Source organism: Phenylobacterium sp. LH3H17 (genome assembly GCF_024298925.1).
In the GTDB taxonomy this organism is placed as follows: domain Bacteria; phylum Pseudomonadota; class Alphaproteobacteria; order Caulobacterales; family Caulobacteraceae; genus Phenylobacterium.
The window spans coordinates 2,847,923-2,864,469 of the sequence record NZ_CP101283.1 but is presented as its reverse complement, the minus strand read 5'-3'; the positions used below and the strand labels follow the sequence as shown (position 1 = coordinate 2,864,469).

8 protein-coding genes are annotated in these 16,547 nt (G+C 65.8%); 5 read left to right on the top strand and 3 right to left on the bottom strand.

What is annotated here, in order from left to right; translation table 11 throughout:
- Positions 1–449: 449 nt before the first annotated feature.
- Together M9M90_RS14010 and M9M90_RS14005 are read right to left on the bottom strand one after the other, a co-directional pair.
- Complete coding sequence (locus tag M9M90_RS14010; RefSeq protein ID WP_254833836.1) at positions 450–1,766, bottom strand: hypothetical protein; 1,317 nt, start codon at positions 1,764–1,766, stop codon at positions 450–452.
- A gap of 2 nt (positions 1,767–1,768) precedes the next feature.
- Positions 1,769–2,011: a hypothetical protein gene (locus M9M90_RS14005; protein ID WP_254833835.1), complete on the bottom strand. Its 243-nt coding sequence runs from the start codon at positions 2,009–2,011 to the stop codon at positions 1,769–1,771.
- A gap of 923 nt (positions 2,012–2,934) precedes the next feature.
- On the opposite strand from M9M90_RS14005, the gene M9M90_RS14000 reads away from it, so the two are divergent.
- From M9M90_RS14000 to M9M90_RS13980, 5 genes are all read left to right on the top strand, one after another.
- A complete protein-coding gene (locus M9M90_RS14000; protein WP_254833834.1) occupies positions 2,935–5,025 on the top strand; it encodes a TonB-dependent receptor in 2,091 nt (696 codons plus the stop codon).
- A gap of 1,245 nt (positions 5,026–6,270) precedes the next feature.
- Positions 6,271–8,223: a methyl-accepting chemotaxis protein gene (locus M9M90_RS13995; RefSeq protein ID WP_254833833.1), complete on the top strand. Its 1,953-nt coding sequence runs from the start codon at positions 6,271–6,273 to the stop codon at positions 8,221–8,223.
- Positions 8,220–8,744: a chemotaxis protein CheW gene (locus tag M9M90_RS13990; RefSeq protein ID WP_371876934.1), complete on the top strand. Its 525-nt coding sequence runs from the start codon at positions 8,220–8,222 to the stop codon at positions 8,742–8,744. The genes M9M90_RS13995 and M9M90_RS13990 overlap by 4 nt, the downstream gene beginning before the upstream one ends.
- A gap of 250 nt (positions 8,745–8,994) precedes the next feature.
- Positions 8,995–11,475 carry an ATP-binding protein gene (locus M9M90_RS13985; RefSeq protein ID WP_254833831.1) on the top strand — a complete coding sequence of 827 codons (2,481 nt, stop codon included), beginning with the start codon at positions 8,995–8,997 and terminating at the stop codon, positions 11,473–11,475.
- Between the two features lie 289 nt (positions 11,476–11,764).
- Positions 11,765–12,064 (top strand): hypothetical protein, encoded by a 300-nt coding sequence (locus M9M90_RS13980; protein ID WP_254833830.1) that lies wholly within the window; start codon positions 11,765–11,767, stop codon positions 12,062–12,064.
- Positions 12,065–12,507: 443 nt separating this feature from the next.
- On the opposite strand, the gene M9M90_RS13975 is transcribed toward M9M90_RS13980, so the two are convergent.
- Positions 12,508–15,984, bottom strand: coding sequence for an indolepyruvate ferredoxin oxidoreductase family protein (locus M9M90_RS13975; RefSeq protein ID WP_254833829.1), 3,477 nt, complete (start codon positions 15,982–15,984; stop codon positions 12,508–12,510).
- Between the last annotated feature and the right edge of the window lie 563 nt (positions 15,985–16,547).

Below are 16,547 nucleotides of genomic sequence, written 5' to 3'. Positions count from 1 at the left end.
AATGTGAGCTGGCCCGTCCCGGCCTAGGATTGATTCGACCTCGACAATGGAAGCGACCCGATCGCTGATCGCCAAAGGCTGGCCTGTTCACCCCGGCCCCAGACGCCACGCCCCCAAGCCCGGCGTCCCAGGCGATCAGTAGGCCCGCGCGGCGGCGACCGTCAGCGCGGGCCCAGCCGCTTTCAATCTTCGTCGCGCTTGCCGCCCCCACTCGGAGGGCCGGGTGTGTGGCGCCGGCGGACCACACAGCCGCCGAAGCCAAGACTGCAATGCGACCCTGCTGGAGTCTGTCACGATTACCGGTTCGAGGGCCCGTGCGCGCGACATCGCCGAGCAAAGGCAGGAGGTCAGATGACCGGTGAACACTGCGGATAGACTGCCGCCACCAACGGGCTGAGGCCGTGGACCGGTTCGCCCATGAGAGAGGCGCGCCCGATCTCCTCGGGCTGCTACCTCGCCGTGCCCGGGCACCCCCTGAGCAGCGCGGCCTTCGCCTTCTCCATCCTGCTCAGATTGGCGACGCCGACCTGGACAAACGGCAGATCGGCTGCGGTCAGGCTCCTGACGCCCTTGGGGTCGGGGAGGCCAAAGGTGACGCCGTTGGAGAGTGTTCCGGTGACGTCCTTCGTAACCTTGATCCAGGTGAGGAAAGCCATGGCGTCCGCGAAGTCGGCGAACTTGATGTCGCTGATGCGGCCGGCGCTGTTCATGTAGGCGAGGGGACGCTTGCCGACCCACAGGCCGTAGACGGGCGTCAGGGGAGGAGGGGCCAGCATGAAACCGACTTCGTCGTGACCCATCTGGGGTTGGACCTCGTCGTCGGATTCCGAGAAGGTCCTTGAGCCGGCCTCGTTGGAGATGTGCCGGACGCCATAGTCCAGCTCGGCGGTCCCGCAGATGGGGAGCCAGGCATCCTTCGGCATGAAGGACAGAGTCTCGGTCAATTCGACCTTAGCAGCGGGGGCCGGCAGCATCTGGCCCTCGTTCTTCTCGTCCTTGATGCGTAGCGGGGAGAAGGAGACCAAGTATTCACCGTTCATCGCCGCATCGCTGAAGTCGTCCAGGGTGCTGACGACGACGTCGATCTCGTAGCCCTTCATTAGGTTCTGCCGCCAGCCGGCCACCGAGCGCAGGCGCGTTACGCCCCCCGAAACGCTGGCGACGAAGGGCGTCTCGTCGTCGATGTCGAAAGCCGAGGTCACGGAGTGGCTGGCCTCGCCACCGACCTTGAGGCCCGTGAGAGCGGCGCCGGTCGTGATGCCGCTCTCCCCCGTCAGCTTCTGGGCGCGTTCGTCCGTCAGCTTGCCCACGACCTTGACAGTGGTTCCGTCGCTGGCCTGGGTCCAGCTCGAGATGCGCCATGTTTCGGCCTGCTCGGGCCGCACCTTGAGTTTGACGTCGATGCTGTCGATGCGGTCGCCCAGCGGGAGGCGCTTTTCCGGCCATAAGGTCATGACCATCTTGCGGGTGATCGAGCCCGTGGTCGTGACGCTGAAGTCGCTCGGAGGTTTGGACGACTTGAGCTTCAGAGGAGGGCTTCCCTTGGTTTGCTCGATCAGCGCGGCCTGGCCGCGGTCGCTGAGGGCCGTGATGGCGATTCCGCCGTCCTTCGGGTCGGCCTCATCAGTCGCCACCTCGATTCTGACCGGTGGGGCCGGCGTCGCGACGCTGCTGATCTTCGCGTAGCGATCCGAGATGACCTTCGGGCCACCGAAGGCCGCGCAGCCGCTTAGGCCGAGGACCAAGACTATGATGGTGGGCTTCATGCTCAATCCCCCCCTGCCACGGCCGTCAGCTTCACGATCCGGCCCTTCTTGACGCCGCCCTTGGGGCCCACGAGTGCGATCGGCTCCGATGCCCCCTCCACGTAGTCCGACTTCAGCCACGAGACGTGGCGGTAGTCGTGCATCGTCGTGGCCTTGCACTCGGCAAGGGTTCCCGACGCGGTGACATGGTATTGGCTGTCACCCGGATCATCGTTGTAGTCATCAAGCAAGATTGCGTAGGTCATCTGCTCCCCCGAGCTCATGACGACACCAGGTCTTCGCAGCTTCCTATGGTTGAATGTCTGCTCAAGACGACCCTAGGTCAATAGGGCGCGTGGAAGCTCTCGTCGCCGCGACGTCACTCATCGGTCGGTCGATCCGAGAGATGGAGCATCACCGTCGCGAGCGCGGTTCCCTAGGCTCCTGCGCCTAGCAAAGGGTGGGCCAAGGACTGCTCGCTCCCCCGGTGCGGATGCGCATGAAATCCACCGGCCTAACAGCGAATTCCATCATAGTGGACAAATGTGACCTAGGCGCAACGATGTGGCGCGAGAATAAGTCTCACAGGCGCCGATTTTCTTGGCGAAACGACGACGTGACATTGTCGCGAGCGAATAACTACTGTTTTGATTTAAGCTATTGGCTGCCTAGTGTCGTAAGAAGATAGGTATATAGTGGGGCAAAGCAATAATAGATTTGAATTAATACAATCTCCTTTTTCATTGTTGAGCAATCTTATAAAGATAACAATTGCAGAACCGGTCGAATTGCGGACCGATAGTGAAAATTCGGGCAAGGCGTGGGTGGCTGTCACCTTATTAGAGCGCCTGATTTTTGAGACGATCGGACAAGTCTGAATCACCTTTCGTCAGACTCCGGCCCTGGTGGCGCACGCCTTGATGTGAGACGAATTTAGCCAATAGGAAACTTTTGGCAAAGGTCCTGCGTAGGTGTCTCCCGGTTCGACGCCACGCGGCTGCGGGCTCGGGCGCCGAGCGCGCGGCGTCCGCGTATCGGTGACCCGGAAGGGCACGGCTCGCGCCATCAGCAACAGCAACCGGAGCGTCGCCCGATGGCGGGGCCCAATGAGGGGGGTGACATGTATATCCGAAGCTTAAGCATCCTGTTTTCTTCGGCGGCTGCGCTCGCGCTGTCGCCGGCTGCGGCCGTGGCTCAAAGCCAAGGCGCGACCCAGCTTGAAGAACTTGTGGTCACCGCCGAGAAGCGTGAGGCCAATGTTCAGACAACTCCTATCAGCATCTCCGCGATCAGCGCCGCGGCGCTTGAGCAGTCGGGGATCAAGACGCCCTCCGACCTGCAGTTCCTGGTGCCGAACCTGGCTATTTCGAGCGGCAGCGGCGGCGGGACAATCACCATCCGCGGCTTCGGTCGCGGGATCGCCTCCGGCGGCGCCGATCCCAGCTCCACCCTTCACATCGATGGCGTTTACATCGCCCGCCCGATGGCGGTGGTGAACGAGATGCTCGACATCTCGCGCGTGGAGGTGCTGCGCGGGCCTCAGGGCACGCTCTATGGCCGGAACGCCGTGGGCGGCACGATCAATCTGATCACCAACGCGCCGAGCGCTGAGCTGCAATATGGCGGCGCCTTCGAGTACAGCAGTTTCAATACGCACCGCGGCAGCGCCGTGCTCAGCGGACGGCTCAGCGCGGACGGCGCGGTGCGCGGTCGCCTGGCGCTGCTCAGCAAGCACACCGGCGGGCGCTTCGAGAACGTGTTCACCCGCCGCGCCATGGGAGAGGCGGACATCTTCGGAGCGCGCGCCGGGCTCGACCTGCGGCTCGGGGAGGACCTGAAGGTTCTGGTCCAGGCCGATTACAGCGAGGAGGAATCCGACGGCTTCCCGTACAAGCCATACCTGGAGAACGCGACGGCCCTCAACCTCCTGCGGGTGACCCCGGCGCGCGGCGATTGGGACGTCTCCGCCGACGCTCCCACCTTCCGTGACGTTGTGGACTATGGCGTCTCCGCCACGGCCGAAACCTCTCTGGGTCCGGTGGGGGTCAAGTCCATCACCGCATTCCGCGACAGCGAAGGCGCCTTCCTGGTCGACCTGGATGTCACCAACAGCCCCCTGGGCACCAGCGAGTTCGCGCAGCAGTCCGACCAGTTTTCGCAGGAGCTGCAGTTCACGTCTCAGGGCGATGGTCAGCTGCAGTGGATCGCCGGGCTCTTCTACCTCCATGACGAAGGCACCTGGGACTTCCTGCTGCGCCTCAATCCGAACAACGACCAGACCGTGCGGGCCCTTTTCGCGCCGACGGCTCAGCGCGGCTATCAGGAGAACGAGCTAACCGCGAAGGCCATCTTCGGCGAGGTCCGCTACGCTTTTTCTGACGACCTGCGGCTCACCCTGGGCCTTCGCCACAGCAATGAGGAGAAGCGGAACGTCTCGCGCACCGGCGTGGCCGGCTCGCCTGCGGCCATCAATCTTGACCGGATGGACCTCACCCGATCCTGGGATGCCTGGACCCCACGCGTCGTGCTCGACTACTCTCCCGCCGAGGGCGTGTTCACCTACGCGACCGTCAGCCGCGGCTTCAAGAGCGGCGGCTTCAACCTCCGGCTCGGCCCCACTGCGGCGGTTTTCGATCCGGAATATGTCTGGAACTACGAGGTCGGCGCCAAGACCGAGTGGTTCGACAGGCGCCTGCAGGTCAATCTATCGCTGTTCAAGGCCATCTATACCGACCAGCAGGTCCAGGTAGCCGAGGCCCAACCCAATGGCACCACGGTCGTCTTCACGCGGAACGCCGGCGAGTCGAAGGCCGAAGGGGCCGAGCTCGAGGTCCGAGGCCGGCCAACGCCCGCGCTGCAGGTCGATGCGGCGATAGGTTACCTCCACGCCCGGTTCACGGACTACCCGGACGGCGCCCTGAACCATCGCGGCAAGCAGGTGCCTGGCGCGCCTGAGTGGACGGCGAGCTTCGGGGCTCAGTACACGGTGCCCGTGGCCGCGCTGGGTGATCTGGTCCTGCGGGGCGAGTACCAGTGGCGCGACACAAACCCCCAGGGCTTCCTGGGCACGACCGCCTACCGAGAGATCCCCAGCTACGGCCTCGTCAACGCCCGCGCGACCCTGCGCCTGAATGACGGGCGTTGGGCGATTTCGGCCTTTGCGAAGAACCTGACCGACGAAGCCTATTCCTACGCAGTGGAGACGGCGCTGCTCGCCCGCGAGCGCCGCTTTCTGGGTGAGCGCCGGACCTTTGGCGTGCAGCTCAGCTTCGAGAACTGAGACGGCGGGGAGCGGGACGGGCCCCTCTCCCGCTCCAGCCTTGCCATGAATGCAGACCCGCGTACCGACGGGTCCCGATTGGAGCAGGGCCGGGCGGTTGTCGCGGCCACTTTGCGGTCCCGGACGACCTGACCCTGACGGCCCGCCTGTCAGGGTCAGGTCTCGCGGCCGGAGACTGGCGGCAGGCGGAGGCGTGGAGAGCGTCGAGCCGCCCGGGGGCGACCCAACAATGGTGTGGCGCGACGCGTGCGCCCCAGCTGCCGCCGCGGGCCGCGGCGGCAGCTGGGGCGCGCAGACGTTTCCGGAGAGATCCACCACGAGCGGCGCCTCGCCGGCGAACTGACACGGCCTGCCGAACTGGTGCTTGGGCTGAAAGGCAGCGCCAAATGATTCATGCTCCCAGGTGGGTCGCTCCAGGTCCCCTTCAGATCACCTTGGCGGCGACGCACCCGATCTTGAGCGTCGCGTTCGCTCCATGGCGCGTGAAAGGGTCAGGAACAACGTCATGGCCCGGCGGCTCGCGCGATCAGGCTTCGCCGCCGCGGGTCAGCAACGGCCTTCGGAGCTGATGGGTCGCGCGGATCATCGGGCTCGTCGACCCCGGCGCCCCAACGGCCGCCTTGGAGCGAGCACGGGCGGCCAAGTCGGCCAGCGTCATGTCGCGCGCATCGCCTGAGCGCGTCCATCTCCAGCGACTGTCCGCGATCGCGCCCGTAGCCGCCGTGCTGCAGCTGCGCAGCACGATCCAGCTTCCTGCCAAGCGGGCGTCGATCGCCGTCACGCGGAAGGGGGCCTGGTGGATCTCGGCGGCGGCGATCGGAACGGCTCCCGCGCGCCTGCGTGACGTAAAAGGGAGCATGAGAGTTACGCCAGGCTTCGGTCTTCATGGCGCTCAGCACGCATTGGAGCCTGCTGACGCCATACGAAGACACGTCGCCAGTCAGGCCGGGGATATTGGGGCGCCGCAGGGCGCTCAAGCCCAGTGCGACTTTGGGACGCCAGATTGTTGGACCTGAATGTCCAGCCAAGACGCCCTTTGAATGGGATCTTACCGGTCATGGTCGAAAGGTCGAATGCCTTCAGTATAACAAAAGATATATATCCTTATGTATAGAGCAAGCGGCATGTATAGGTTGGAGTGGTTGTTTCAAATATCATTGTAATTTAGGTCATCGAAGTCAAAATTAACGCTATTTTATATCCCGATCCTCAATCTGTCTTCAGGGTCAAGAGGGGAATGGGCGTATGGCTTTGAACTTGCGCACGGGTGGGCGGCTGGCGGCAGGCTTTTCGACCATTGCGGCAGTGATGCTTCTGGTGGTGGTGGTTGCGGCCCCGCTCATTCAAAACGCGCTTCGCGCCGTCGCCACGGGAGATGAACTTCGCGTGCCGGTGGCCACGACGAGCCTGAAGCTGTCGATCGAGACGGTCGCCAGCGCGAACGCGCTGCGGGGCTACATCATCACCCGTGAGCCTCAAATGCGCCAGCAATGGGAGCAACAATGGGAGCTCATCGACAGGAACGCCGGCGTCATGTCGCGGCTGTCGCCGCGCTTCACCAGCGCCGAGAATCAGCAGGCATGGCGCGCGGTCTCGGAAGCCCTGCCGAAGTTGCGCGCGGCGCAGGCTTCGGTCTTTGAAATCGCCGAAGCCGGCGACCAGGCCGCGTCTGCGGAGGCGCTGAGGACCCAGGTCCTACCGCTGTTCCTAGGTGTCCAGACCCAGCTGGTTGGCGAGGACGGCGACTCAGGTCTGGCGGGCAGACAGAGCGCGCTGCTCTCTTCTGAGCTCAAAGGTGCGCGGGTTGGGATGGAGCGGACTCGACTGGCGGTTTTCGTCGGACTGGCCGGATTGGTGCTGGTCGCGGGCGTCGCCGGCTGGATCACCACGCGCAGCATCGTCAGCCCTCTGACTCGTCTCAACCAGCTCCTGCGTCAAATGGCCGAGGGGAATTTCGACCTCCGGGTCACCGGCGTCGACCGTGGCGACGAGATAGGTGATATCGCGAGAGCCGCGGAGGTGTTCCGCGAAAACGGTCTCGCCCGCGCCGCGTTGGAGTTGGAAGCAAAGGAATTCCAGAACAATCTCGACACCAAGCTGAGGGAAACCGAAGCCGCCTTCGAGGCCGCCGGAGAGCAGCAACGGCAGGTCGTCCAGGCCATGGCGCGACAGCTGTCGGCCCTGGCGCAGGGCGACCTCACCGCGAGACTCACGGATGACGTGGCGGCGGAGTACGCCGACCTGAAACGAGACTTCAACGTGGCGATCTCCAGCCTGGAAGAGACCGTCGCCGCCGTCGCCGCCACCACGTCCAGCATCGGCGCCAGTTCCGACGAGATGGCCCAGGCCTCCGATGACCTGTCGCGGCGTACCGAACAGCAAGCCGCGGGACTTGAAGAGGCTGCGGCCGCCCTCGACCAAATCACCGCAACCGTGAAAACGACCGCGGAGGGGGCGCACCACGCGAGCACGACCGTGGCGGCGGCCAAGACCGAAGCTCTGCGCTCAGGCGAGGTGGTCGAGCAAGCGGTCCACGCCATGGGGGAGATCGAGGACTCCTCGCGTCAGATCAGCCAGATCATCGGGGTGATCGACGAGATCGCCTTTCAGACCAACTTGCTGGCCCTTAACGCCGGGGTCGAAGCCGCTCGGGCCGGGGACGCCGGCCGCGGCTTCGCCGTCGTCGCCTCGGAGGTCCGGGCGCTGGCCCAGCGCTCGGCCGAAGCCGCCAAGGAGATCAAGACCTTGATCTCGGCCTCCTCGCAACAGGTCGGTCAGGGCGTCAGCCTGGTGGGTGAGACCGGCAAGGCGCTGCAGTCCATCGTCTCCAAGGTCGCGGAAATCGACTCGGTGATCGCAACCATCACGGCCTCCGCGCAGGAGCAAGCCACCGGACTCACCCAGGTGAATGTGGCGGTCAACCAGATGGATCAAGTGGTGCAGCAGAACGCCGCCATGGTCGAGGAGGCGACGGCCGCCACACACTCCATGAAGGCCGAGACGGCTGAGCTGGTCCAACTCATCGCCAGATTCCGGGTCGGCGGTGGAGCCACCCAGGGCGCCCTGGGTCGAGGCGGCGGGCCCAGGTTGGTGTCCGACGCCACGGCGGCCCGTCCGTCGCCAGCTCGGGTCCTGCGCCAGAAGGTGGCCGCCGGCCTTGGCGCAGCGCCCTCCAGTGAGCGCTGGGAGGATTTCTGACCATGGTGGCCACAGACCTTCCCGCCGCCGGGGCGGAGCTGATCACGGTCCGGATCGGCGATCAGCAATTCGCCATCGACATCATGTCGGTGCGAGAGATTCGGGGCTGGGCGCCTTCGACGCCGCTGCCGAACGCGCCACCCTACGTCCGCGGCATGATCAACCTGCGCGGCGCCATCCTGCCGGTCGTGGACCTAGGCGCCCGCCTCGGCCTGGCGCCGACGATGTCGGACAGATCCTCGGTGGTGGTGGTCGCAGAGGTCGCCGGCCGCCAAATGGGCCTCCTCGTCGACGCCGTTTGCGACATTCTGCTGCTCACGGCCGACATGCTGCAGGAGGCGCCCGACGTCGGCGCCGAGATCGTACGTGATTTCGTGCGGGCGGTCATGACGACGGAGGCGGGGATCGTCACTCTGATCAGTCTCGACAAGATACTGCCTTCCGGCGGGGTCGCGTCGACCCGACCCCAGGGCGCGTCGGGGGCGACAGTCCCTGACGACCTTGTTCTGACGATCGGGTGACAGGGCAGCGCAAAACCCGGCGAGCGGCGAGGCTCCGTTGCGGGGCAAACCGGAGAAAGTTTCGACACCCTGAGGGGGTGATTGAGAAACATCAACCGGCGCGCGAGCAAGGCTCAATGCATCGTGCCTCGGGCAGGCCTAGCCTGGCCTGGGCGCGACAAAGACTGGGGGTCACGGCCTTGCCTGTGATGATGGCGGCAGACCCGCCTACATCCCAAGGCGCACTTCAGGCGAGCCGGAGAGCCAAGTCATGCCGCTGAATCTACGGACAGGCGGTCGACTGGCCCTGGGATTCTGCGCGATAGTCCTCCTGATGGTGGTGGCGGTGGGCGGAGTGTTGCCGCTCGTCCATGACTCGGTTCGTCGTGTGAGTCTCGGCGACGAGCTCCGAGCGCCTACGGCGTTGGCGGCCCTGAGACTGTCCAGCGCAACCGTGTCTTCCGCCAATGCGCTGCGCGGCTACATCATAACCCGCGATCCATCGATGCGCCGGGAGTGGGCCCAGCAGTGGCATCGTATCGACCAGCTCAGCGCAACGATGGAAGGGCTGGCGCCTGGGCTTGCCAGCGCTGAGAGCAGGACGGACTGGCGCGAACTGACGGCTATCCTGCCCAAGCTCAAGGCGGCGCAAGCCGCCACGTTTGAGGCCGCCGACAGCGGGAATACCGCCGCGGTGGAGAAGGTCTTCAAGGCCGAGGTTCTTCCCCTTTTCCGGCGGTCGCAGATCCTGCTGGTGGGGAACTCCGGCGACGCCGGCCTTGCCGGAGGGCAAGGCGCACTCTTGTCCTCGGACCTGCAGACCACACGCCGCCAGATGCAAAGGGTCGAGGTCCAGGTCGGCGTGAGCCTCGCGGCGCTCGTGGTGCTTGCCGGAGTGGCCGGATGGTTGACGACCCAAAGTATCACCCGCCCCTTGAGACGATTAAACGACGTCCTGCGCCAACTGGCGAAGGGCCGGTTCGATGTCGAGGTCACGGGTGCTGACAGAGCCGATGAAATCGGCGACATCGCCAGGGCCGCGGAGGTGTTTCGCAAGGACGGGATCGAGAGGCTCAGGCTAGAGGCCCAGTCTGCCCAGTTTCACCAGCACCTCGAAGCCAGACTCAAGGAGATGGAGTGCGCGTTCGAGGCGACCGGGCGGGAACAGAGGCTGGTCGTGGAGGCTGCGGCGTTCGCGGATATCCGAGCCGCTCTGGAACGATCAGAACGCGCAGAGCAGAGCCTGCACGTCGCCGTGGAGATCGCCGATCTCCACGTCTATGAGGTGGACTATGCTCAACGCACCTTGACCAAGCTAGGCGCCGCCGACTCCTTCCTCGGCCAGGGCCAGACCTATGAGGCCTTTGCGCGCGATCCCTTCGCCCTGATCCATCCGCTTGATCGTGAAGCGGCGATCGCGGCCTGGGAAGTCCACGAAATGGGCGGCAGTCCCTACAATATCGAGTGCCGAATCCACCGCGAGGACGGGAAAGAAGTCTGGGTGCGTTCCGCCGCTTCGCTAAAGCGGGATGCGGCAGGTAAGCCGGTTCGCTTGATCGGCGCCCTCCAGGAAATTACCCATCGCAAGCTTGCGGAGCTTGATCTGATCAGCGCCCGTGACGCCGCGCGGGCGGCCAATGAGGCCAAGTCCAGCTTCCTGGCCGCGATGAGCCACGAAATCAGAACACCCCTGAATGGGATCCTGGGAATGGGCATGGTGCTGTCCAAGGAAGCGCTGAGCGAACGGCAGCAAGGGCAGGTTCAGATCATCCTGCAATCGGGGGGGATACTGCTTAGCCTGCTCGACGACCTTTTGGACATCTCCAAGATCGAGGCCGGCAGGCTGACCCTTGAAGAGGGCGAGGTGGATCTCGCCGAGATTGTCCGGGCGGCGCAGACCAGTCTCACGGTGCTGGCCGCGGAGAAGGACGTGGCGGTCTCATGCGTGGTCGAACCGGAGGCGGAAGGGCGGTTTGGCGGTGACCCGACGCGGATCCGTCAGATCGTGAACAATCTCTGTTCCAACGCCCTGAAGTTCACCGACGACGGCCAGATCAAGCTTGATGTCTCCTACGCCGACGGACAGCTGCGGCTGACGGTTCGCGACACGGGGATCGGCATTTCAGCGGCGAAGATCGGCGAACTCTTCCAGAAATTCACCCAAGCCGACCCTTCGATTACCCGAAAGTTCGGCGGTACCGGGCTTGGCTTGGCGATCTCCCAGGAACTCGCGCGACTGATGGGAGGCGAGATCACCCTCGAAAGCGAGGAAGGTGTTGGGTCTACTTTCACCGTCCGATTGCCCCTGGCCCGCTTGGAAGGTGAGAGGACATCTGTCCTGCCGGGCGACGGCCCGCGGGAGGTCGAGTTGGAGTCGGCGAGCGACCTTCGCGTCCTCGTCGCCGAAGACAACCCCGTGAACCAGATTGTCATCCAGGCCATCCTTGCGCAGGCGGGCGTCGCACCGGTGGTGGTGAACGACGGCAAGGAGGCCGTGGAAGCCTGGCGGACTGGTGAGTGGGACTTGATCCTGATGGATGTACAGATGCCCGTCATGGACGGCATGACGGCCACGCGCCTCATTCGTCAGGAGGAGGTTGGGCGGACCGGGGCGCCGACACCGATCCTGGCCTTGACCGCCAATGTCATGACCCACCAGCAGCAGGCGTACCGAGAGGTCGGCATGGACGGCGCGGTCCCCAAGCCCATCGACCCGGCCGGACTGCTCGCGGCCATGCAAGCAGTTCTCTAGAACTGGCGGCTGGGTCGACTTTCTCGGCCGCCACCCGCGCCGTCCGAGTCACGAACCCCTTCGGGCGCACTGGTCCGACGGCATGCCGGCCAAACGGGGCGCCAGGCCATGAGACGGACGGGCTACCGGATCGGACAGGTCTTGATCAGACTGTCGCTGGACAGTCGGAGGGCGGACGGCGTGCGGTCAAAATGCGACATGTCAAAACCCGCAGCCGGCGGTGACAACATAGGCCAGGTGGCGTTCCCTCAGGCCTCCCCCTCGTTCGCCTTGTTCACGAGTGTTTCTCATGGATTTCATCGACCTGACCGGCGCCTCCGGGGGCCCATACCGGTTTCGCCTCTGGCCCGACGGCGGAGGCCATCCGCCTGTCGCCGGCAACTTCGTGGTGGCGGTGGCCCTGCCAACCTCAGTCGAAATCCTGGTGGTTGGCGTGACCACCGACCTTTCGCGCATCGAGACGGCCGCAGAGGAGCCGGGCGGGCGGATCTACAGGCGCCTGAATGTCGCGCGTGCGACCCGCGAGGCCGAGCACGCCGATCTGGCGGCCGGCTATCCTGAGGCGCGGGTGGTCGACGGGCCGGCTTGAACGCGACCGCCATGGGCGGCCGCGCAGCGGCGACCATCGCAAGGCGTTCGGTGACGCGGAGTACTCGCTGAGACCTTGGACAGGCGCCCGGTGCGAGATCCGGCGGGAATCACCGGAGGTCTGACTTTGGCCGGAGCCGGCCCATGCGCCCGCCCGATCGCAGGCCGCGCACCTTCATCGTCTCGGCCCGGCGGCGGACCGGTTGGAGCCTGGACCAGGCGATGCAAGGTCGGCGAACGGAGGCGCAGTGTGCCAGGCGGGCCGCGGCTCGCCTCGGGCCGGGCGCCACCCCCTGGGTTTGGCGTCCGCCGGGGGATGTTGCGCATGGGAGGACCCGAAGGGGGCTCGCCCAGGACCTTGGCGAGGGCGCGGCGGGGCGGTGGGGAGGCCGCCGCCCCTTGGAAGGGCGCGCGGCGCGCGAACACCTTGCGCCGCGTCGAGATCTAGGCTGCCTCCACCGCAAGATTGGAGCGCTTCGCGAACGCCTCCCAAAGCCGTCGACGTGACGCCTGCGCCCTTTGTATGCCCTCGTCCTTCACCGGTCCAAAGCCGCGGATCTCCACTGGCCATCCTGCGACAGCCATAGCGTGATCGTAGCAGTCCGATTCAACCTCGCCGCAAAGCCGCCGGATGTCGGTCTCGTAGGCGTCGATGAGGTTCCGTTCGGTCCGCCGCTCGGCTGAGCGTCCAAAGGGGTCGAGCCAGGTGCCGCGAAGGGACTTGCACTTCGCCAGTAGCCGGAGGGCAGGCCATATCCAAGGACCGAACTTCCGCTTCCTCGGTCGGCCGGTGGCCGGATCGACGGACGAGAAGAGAGGCGGGGCAAGCCAGAGGCCCAGCTTCCGCTGGCCCGCGAATTCTTCCGCGAGGCTCGCCCCGAAAGCGGGCTCGCAGTAGAGGCGGGCAATTTCGTACTCGTCCTTGTAGGCCATCAGCCGATAGGCATGGCGCGCGACGACGCGACTGAGGGCCCCATCCCCGCCGTTGGCGTGGTCGGCGCCGATGACCTCGGCAAGCAGAGCCTCGAACCGGGTTGCGTAGCGGCGGTCCTGGTAGGCCTCAAGATCGCGGGTCAGGCGCGCGACGAGCTCTTGCACGGTCTCGACGGCAGGAGGTTCGACCCGCAGACCTGCGGCGGACTCTGCGGCGGCGGGGTCATGGGCGGCGAGGCGACCCCAGGCGAAGGCCCTCTTGTTGGCCTCCACCGCGACACCGTTGATCTCGATGGCGCGCAGCAGGGCCGCCTCCGAGATGGGGAGCCAGCCGTTCTGCCACGCGAAGCCGACGAGCAGGGTGTTGGCGGTGGTCGCGTCGCCGAAGACGGCTTCGGCCAGGCGCGTGGCGTGCAGTCGCGCGACCTCTCGGCCCTGATTTTCCAGCGTGCGGGTCATGAGCTCGATCGGGGCGTGTGCGTCGGGATTGGAGACAGCGTCCGCGGTTGGGGGGGTGTCCAGGTTTAGCGCCACCCTGGTTCGATCGGCCGACAGACGTGCCAGGGCCTCAGCGGAGACGGCCACGACCAGGTCGGCCGCAAGCAGAAGGTCGGCCGAGCCTGGGCCGATGCGAGCGGCATGCAGGGCGTGGCCGGCGGGCGCCAGTCGCACCTGGCTCGTGACAGCACCGTTCTTTTGGGCCAGCCCGGTGAAATCGAGAGTGCTGGTCGCCAGGCCTTCCACGTGGCCGGCCGCCCCGATGAGGGCGCCCAGGGTCAGGACGCCGCTTCCGCCGACACCGGCCACGAAGACGTTGAAGTCGCCGCTAACCGCCGGCCGCGTCGGGAGCGGCAGGGCGGCAAACAGCGTCTCCTCCAGGACCGCGATCCGTCGAGGGTCGGGCTTGCGCAGCACCGCGCCCTCCACCTCCACGAAGCTGGGGCAGAATCCCTTCACGCATGAGAAGTCCTTGTTGCAGGAGCTCTGATTGATCCTGCGCTTCGTCCCGAAGGCCGTTTCGGCCGGCTCTACCGCGATGCAGTTGGACTGGGCCTGACAATCGCCGCAGCCCTCGCAGACGCGTTGATTGATCATCAGTCGCCGGTTTGGATCTGGGGCGACGCCGCGCTTGCGGCGGCGGCGCAATTCCGAGGCGCACGTCTGTTCGTAGACGATGGCGCTGACGCCCGGCGTTTCGCGAAGCCGACGCTGAATGGCGTCAAGCTCGTCGCGATGGGCGATCTGCGCGCCGACAGCCAGACCTGAAGCGCGCCGCCACTTGTCGGGATCGTCCGATACCAAAGCCAGGGTTCCGACCCCTTCGGCCGCGAGCTGGCGGGTCAAGCGAACCGGGTCCATGGACCCCTCGGCGGTTTGACCTCCGGTCATGGCCACCGCATCGTTATAGAGGATCTTGAAGGTGATATTCGTCGCCGCAGCCACGGCTGCGCGTATCGCAAGTATGCCGGAGTGCTGATAGGTCCCGTCGCCGAGGTTCTGGAAAATGTGCGGATTGTCCACGAAAGGGGCGGCGCCTACCCACTGAACGCCCTCGCCGCCCATCTGGCTGAAGGTCGAAGTCTTGAGCTTCGGTTCGGACAGCGCCATCACGTGGCAGCCGATGCCGCCGCCTGCGAGCGATCCCTCAGGCGTCCGGGTCGAGGTGTTGTGCGGGCAGCCTGCGCAGAAGAATGGCTTGCGCTCGACGAGACCGCGCCGGTCAGCGCTCGCTGCCCTGGCTTCCAATGCCTCGAGCCGAGGCAGGACGGGATGGGCGGCCTCTCCCAGCACGCGGGCCAGCGCCCGGGCCACGATCAGCGGACTGAATTCGAGGGTCTCCGGTAGGAGCGGCGCCCCCTCGGAGGTACGCTTGCCCAGCACCTGCGGCCGCTGGCCCGCCGGCAGATGGAAAAGCGCGGACTTGAGCTGGTCCTCCACATAGCCCCGCTTTTCCTCCACCACGAGCATCACCTCGGCCTCGCCGGCGAGGATCTTGAGGCGCTCGGTTTCCAGCGGCCAACTCATCGCCACCTTGTAGATGCAGAGTCCGAGGGCCTCGGCGCGGAAGCGATCCAAGCCAAGCAGGTTCAAGGCTTCCATGACGTCCTGGTGGGCCTTGCCCACCGTCACAAGAACGAACCGCCGGCGGGGAGCGTCCTGGACCACACCTTCCAGCGCGTTGGCCCGGACCCAGGCGAGCGCGGCGGGCAGCCGCTCCTGCACCAGGCGCCGCTCAAGTTCGGCGCGCGCGGTGGGCCAAGCGACCTTAGGATCCCAGTTCAGACCGTGCGGCGGAACCAGGAAGTCCTTGGGGGTCACGAAGTTCGGCAGGGGGTTCGGCGCAGCGAATGAGCCAGCACTCTCGACGACCTCGGCGATGGTCTTCATCGCCACCCAGACGCCAGCGAAGCGCGACAGCGCTATCCCGGCCAAGCCAAGGGTCAGGATCTCGCTGACCGAAGCCGGCTGAAGCACGGGCATCATCACAGACTGGAAGATGCCGTCGGTCTGATGCGGGAACATCGAGGACTGAGCGGCATGGTCGTCGCCGGCGAGGGCCAGAACCCCGCCCAGGCTGGAGGTCCCCAGGATATTGGCGTTCCGAAAGACATCGCCGCTGCGATCGACGCCCGGCCCTTTACCGTACCAGAGTCCGAACACGCCGTCGGGCCTCGTGGGACCATAGGCAGCGTGCATCTGAGCCCCCCAGAGCGCCGTGGCGGCAAGATCCTCGTTCAGGCCGGGCTGGAAGATGACATCGTGGGCCTTCAAGGCTGGCGCCGCGCGCCAGAGGTGTTGGTCATAGGCGCCAAGCGGGGAGCCGCGATAGCCGGAGATCAGGCCTGCGGTGTTCAGTCCGCGCGCCCGGTCGAGCCGCCTCTGCATCATGGGCAGTCGCACCAGGGCCTGTATGCCGCTCATGTAGAGCCGGCCCGTCTCGCGCGAATAGACGTCGTCCAGGCTGAATTGGAGGTCGATGGCCGGCATGATTTTCCTCGGTGCTGCGCTGCAACCCTATGCGCACCGCCGAAGCGTTTCTCGCCAATTTGAGCTTCTGATTCGCAATGGAACGGTCCGTTTGAACCAGTGAAGAGGTGTCAGATGGTGTAAACAGACTCTGGATGACTCCGTCGGGCTCGAGCGTGTCTATCGCAGCAGTCCTACGGCCCTGGCGGCCGGCTCATCATCAGGTGAGATTTGGCCGACGTCCCTCTGACTCCTTACCTGGCCCGGGACCGGCCGCCGGAGAGGCCGCATCCTCCCTTCGCCCTCACGCGGGCCTGCGAGCCCCAAGTGAACGCCGGAGCGAAACCAGCTCGACGGGTTTGAGCGCGGCCGCCTTCACGGCCCGGTCCAGGCCGTCCGCACCCCAATGCGGGCGTCGACGTGGAACAGGTCGCGGTCCGCCGCGGGCTCGCACCAACTGGCGGTGCGGTCGGCCGGGCGGTGCGCCCGGCGAATACCCGGCCGACGAGGTCGTTCCCGCCCAGGCTCTGACCCTTGCGGCCGCAGGGCGGCTCCCTGTGGCCTTGGGAGCAAGCCGGCGCGCG

What these genes read in the sequence shown, in the direction of transcription:
- M9M90_RS13985 (WP_254833831.1), top strand. Translation starts at nt 8,995, where the DNA reads ATGCCGCTGAATCTACGGACAGGCGGTCGACTGGCCCTGGGATTCTGC.
- M9M90_RS13975 (WP_254833829.1), bottom strand. Translation starts at nt 15,984, where the DNA reads ATGCCGGCCATCGACCTCCAATTCAGCCTGGACGACGTCTATTCGCGC.
- M9M90_RS14005 (WP_254833835.1), bottom strand. Translation starts at nt 2,011, where the DNA reads ATGACCTACGCAATCTTGCTTGATGACTACAACGATGATCCGGGTGAC.
- M9M90_RS14010 (WP_254833836.1), bottom strand. Translation starts at nt 1,766, where the DNA reads ATGAAGCCCACCATCATAGTCTTGGTCCTCGGCCTAAGCGGCTGCGCG.
- M9M90_RS13980 (WP_254833830.1), top strand. Translation starts at nt 11,765, where the DNA reads ATGGATTTCATCGACCTGACCGGCGCCTCCGGGGGCCCATACCGGTTT.
- M9M90_RS13995 (WP_254833833.1), top strand. Translation starts at nt 6,271, where the DNA reads ATGGCTTTGAACTTGCGCACGGGTGGGCGGCTGGCGGCAGGCTTTTCG.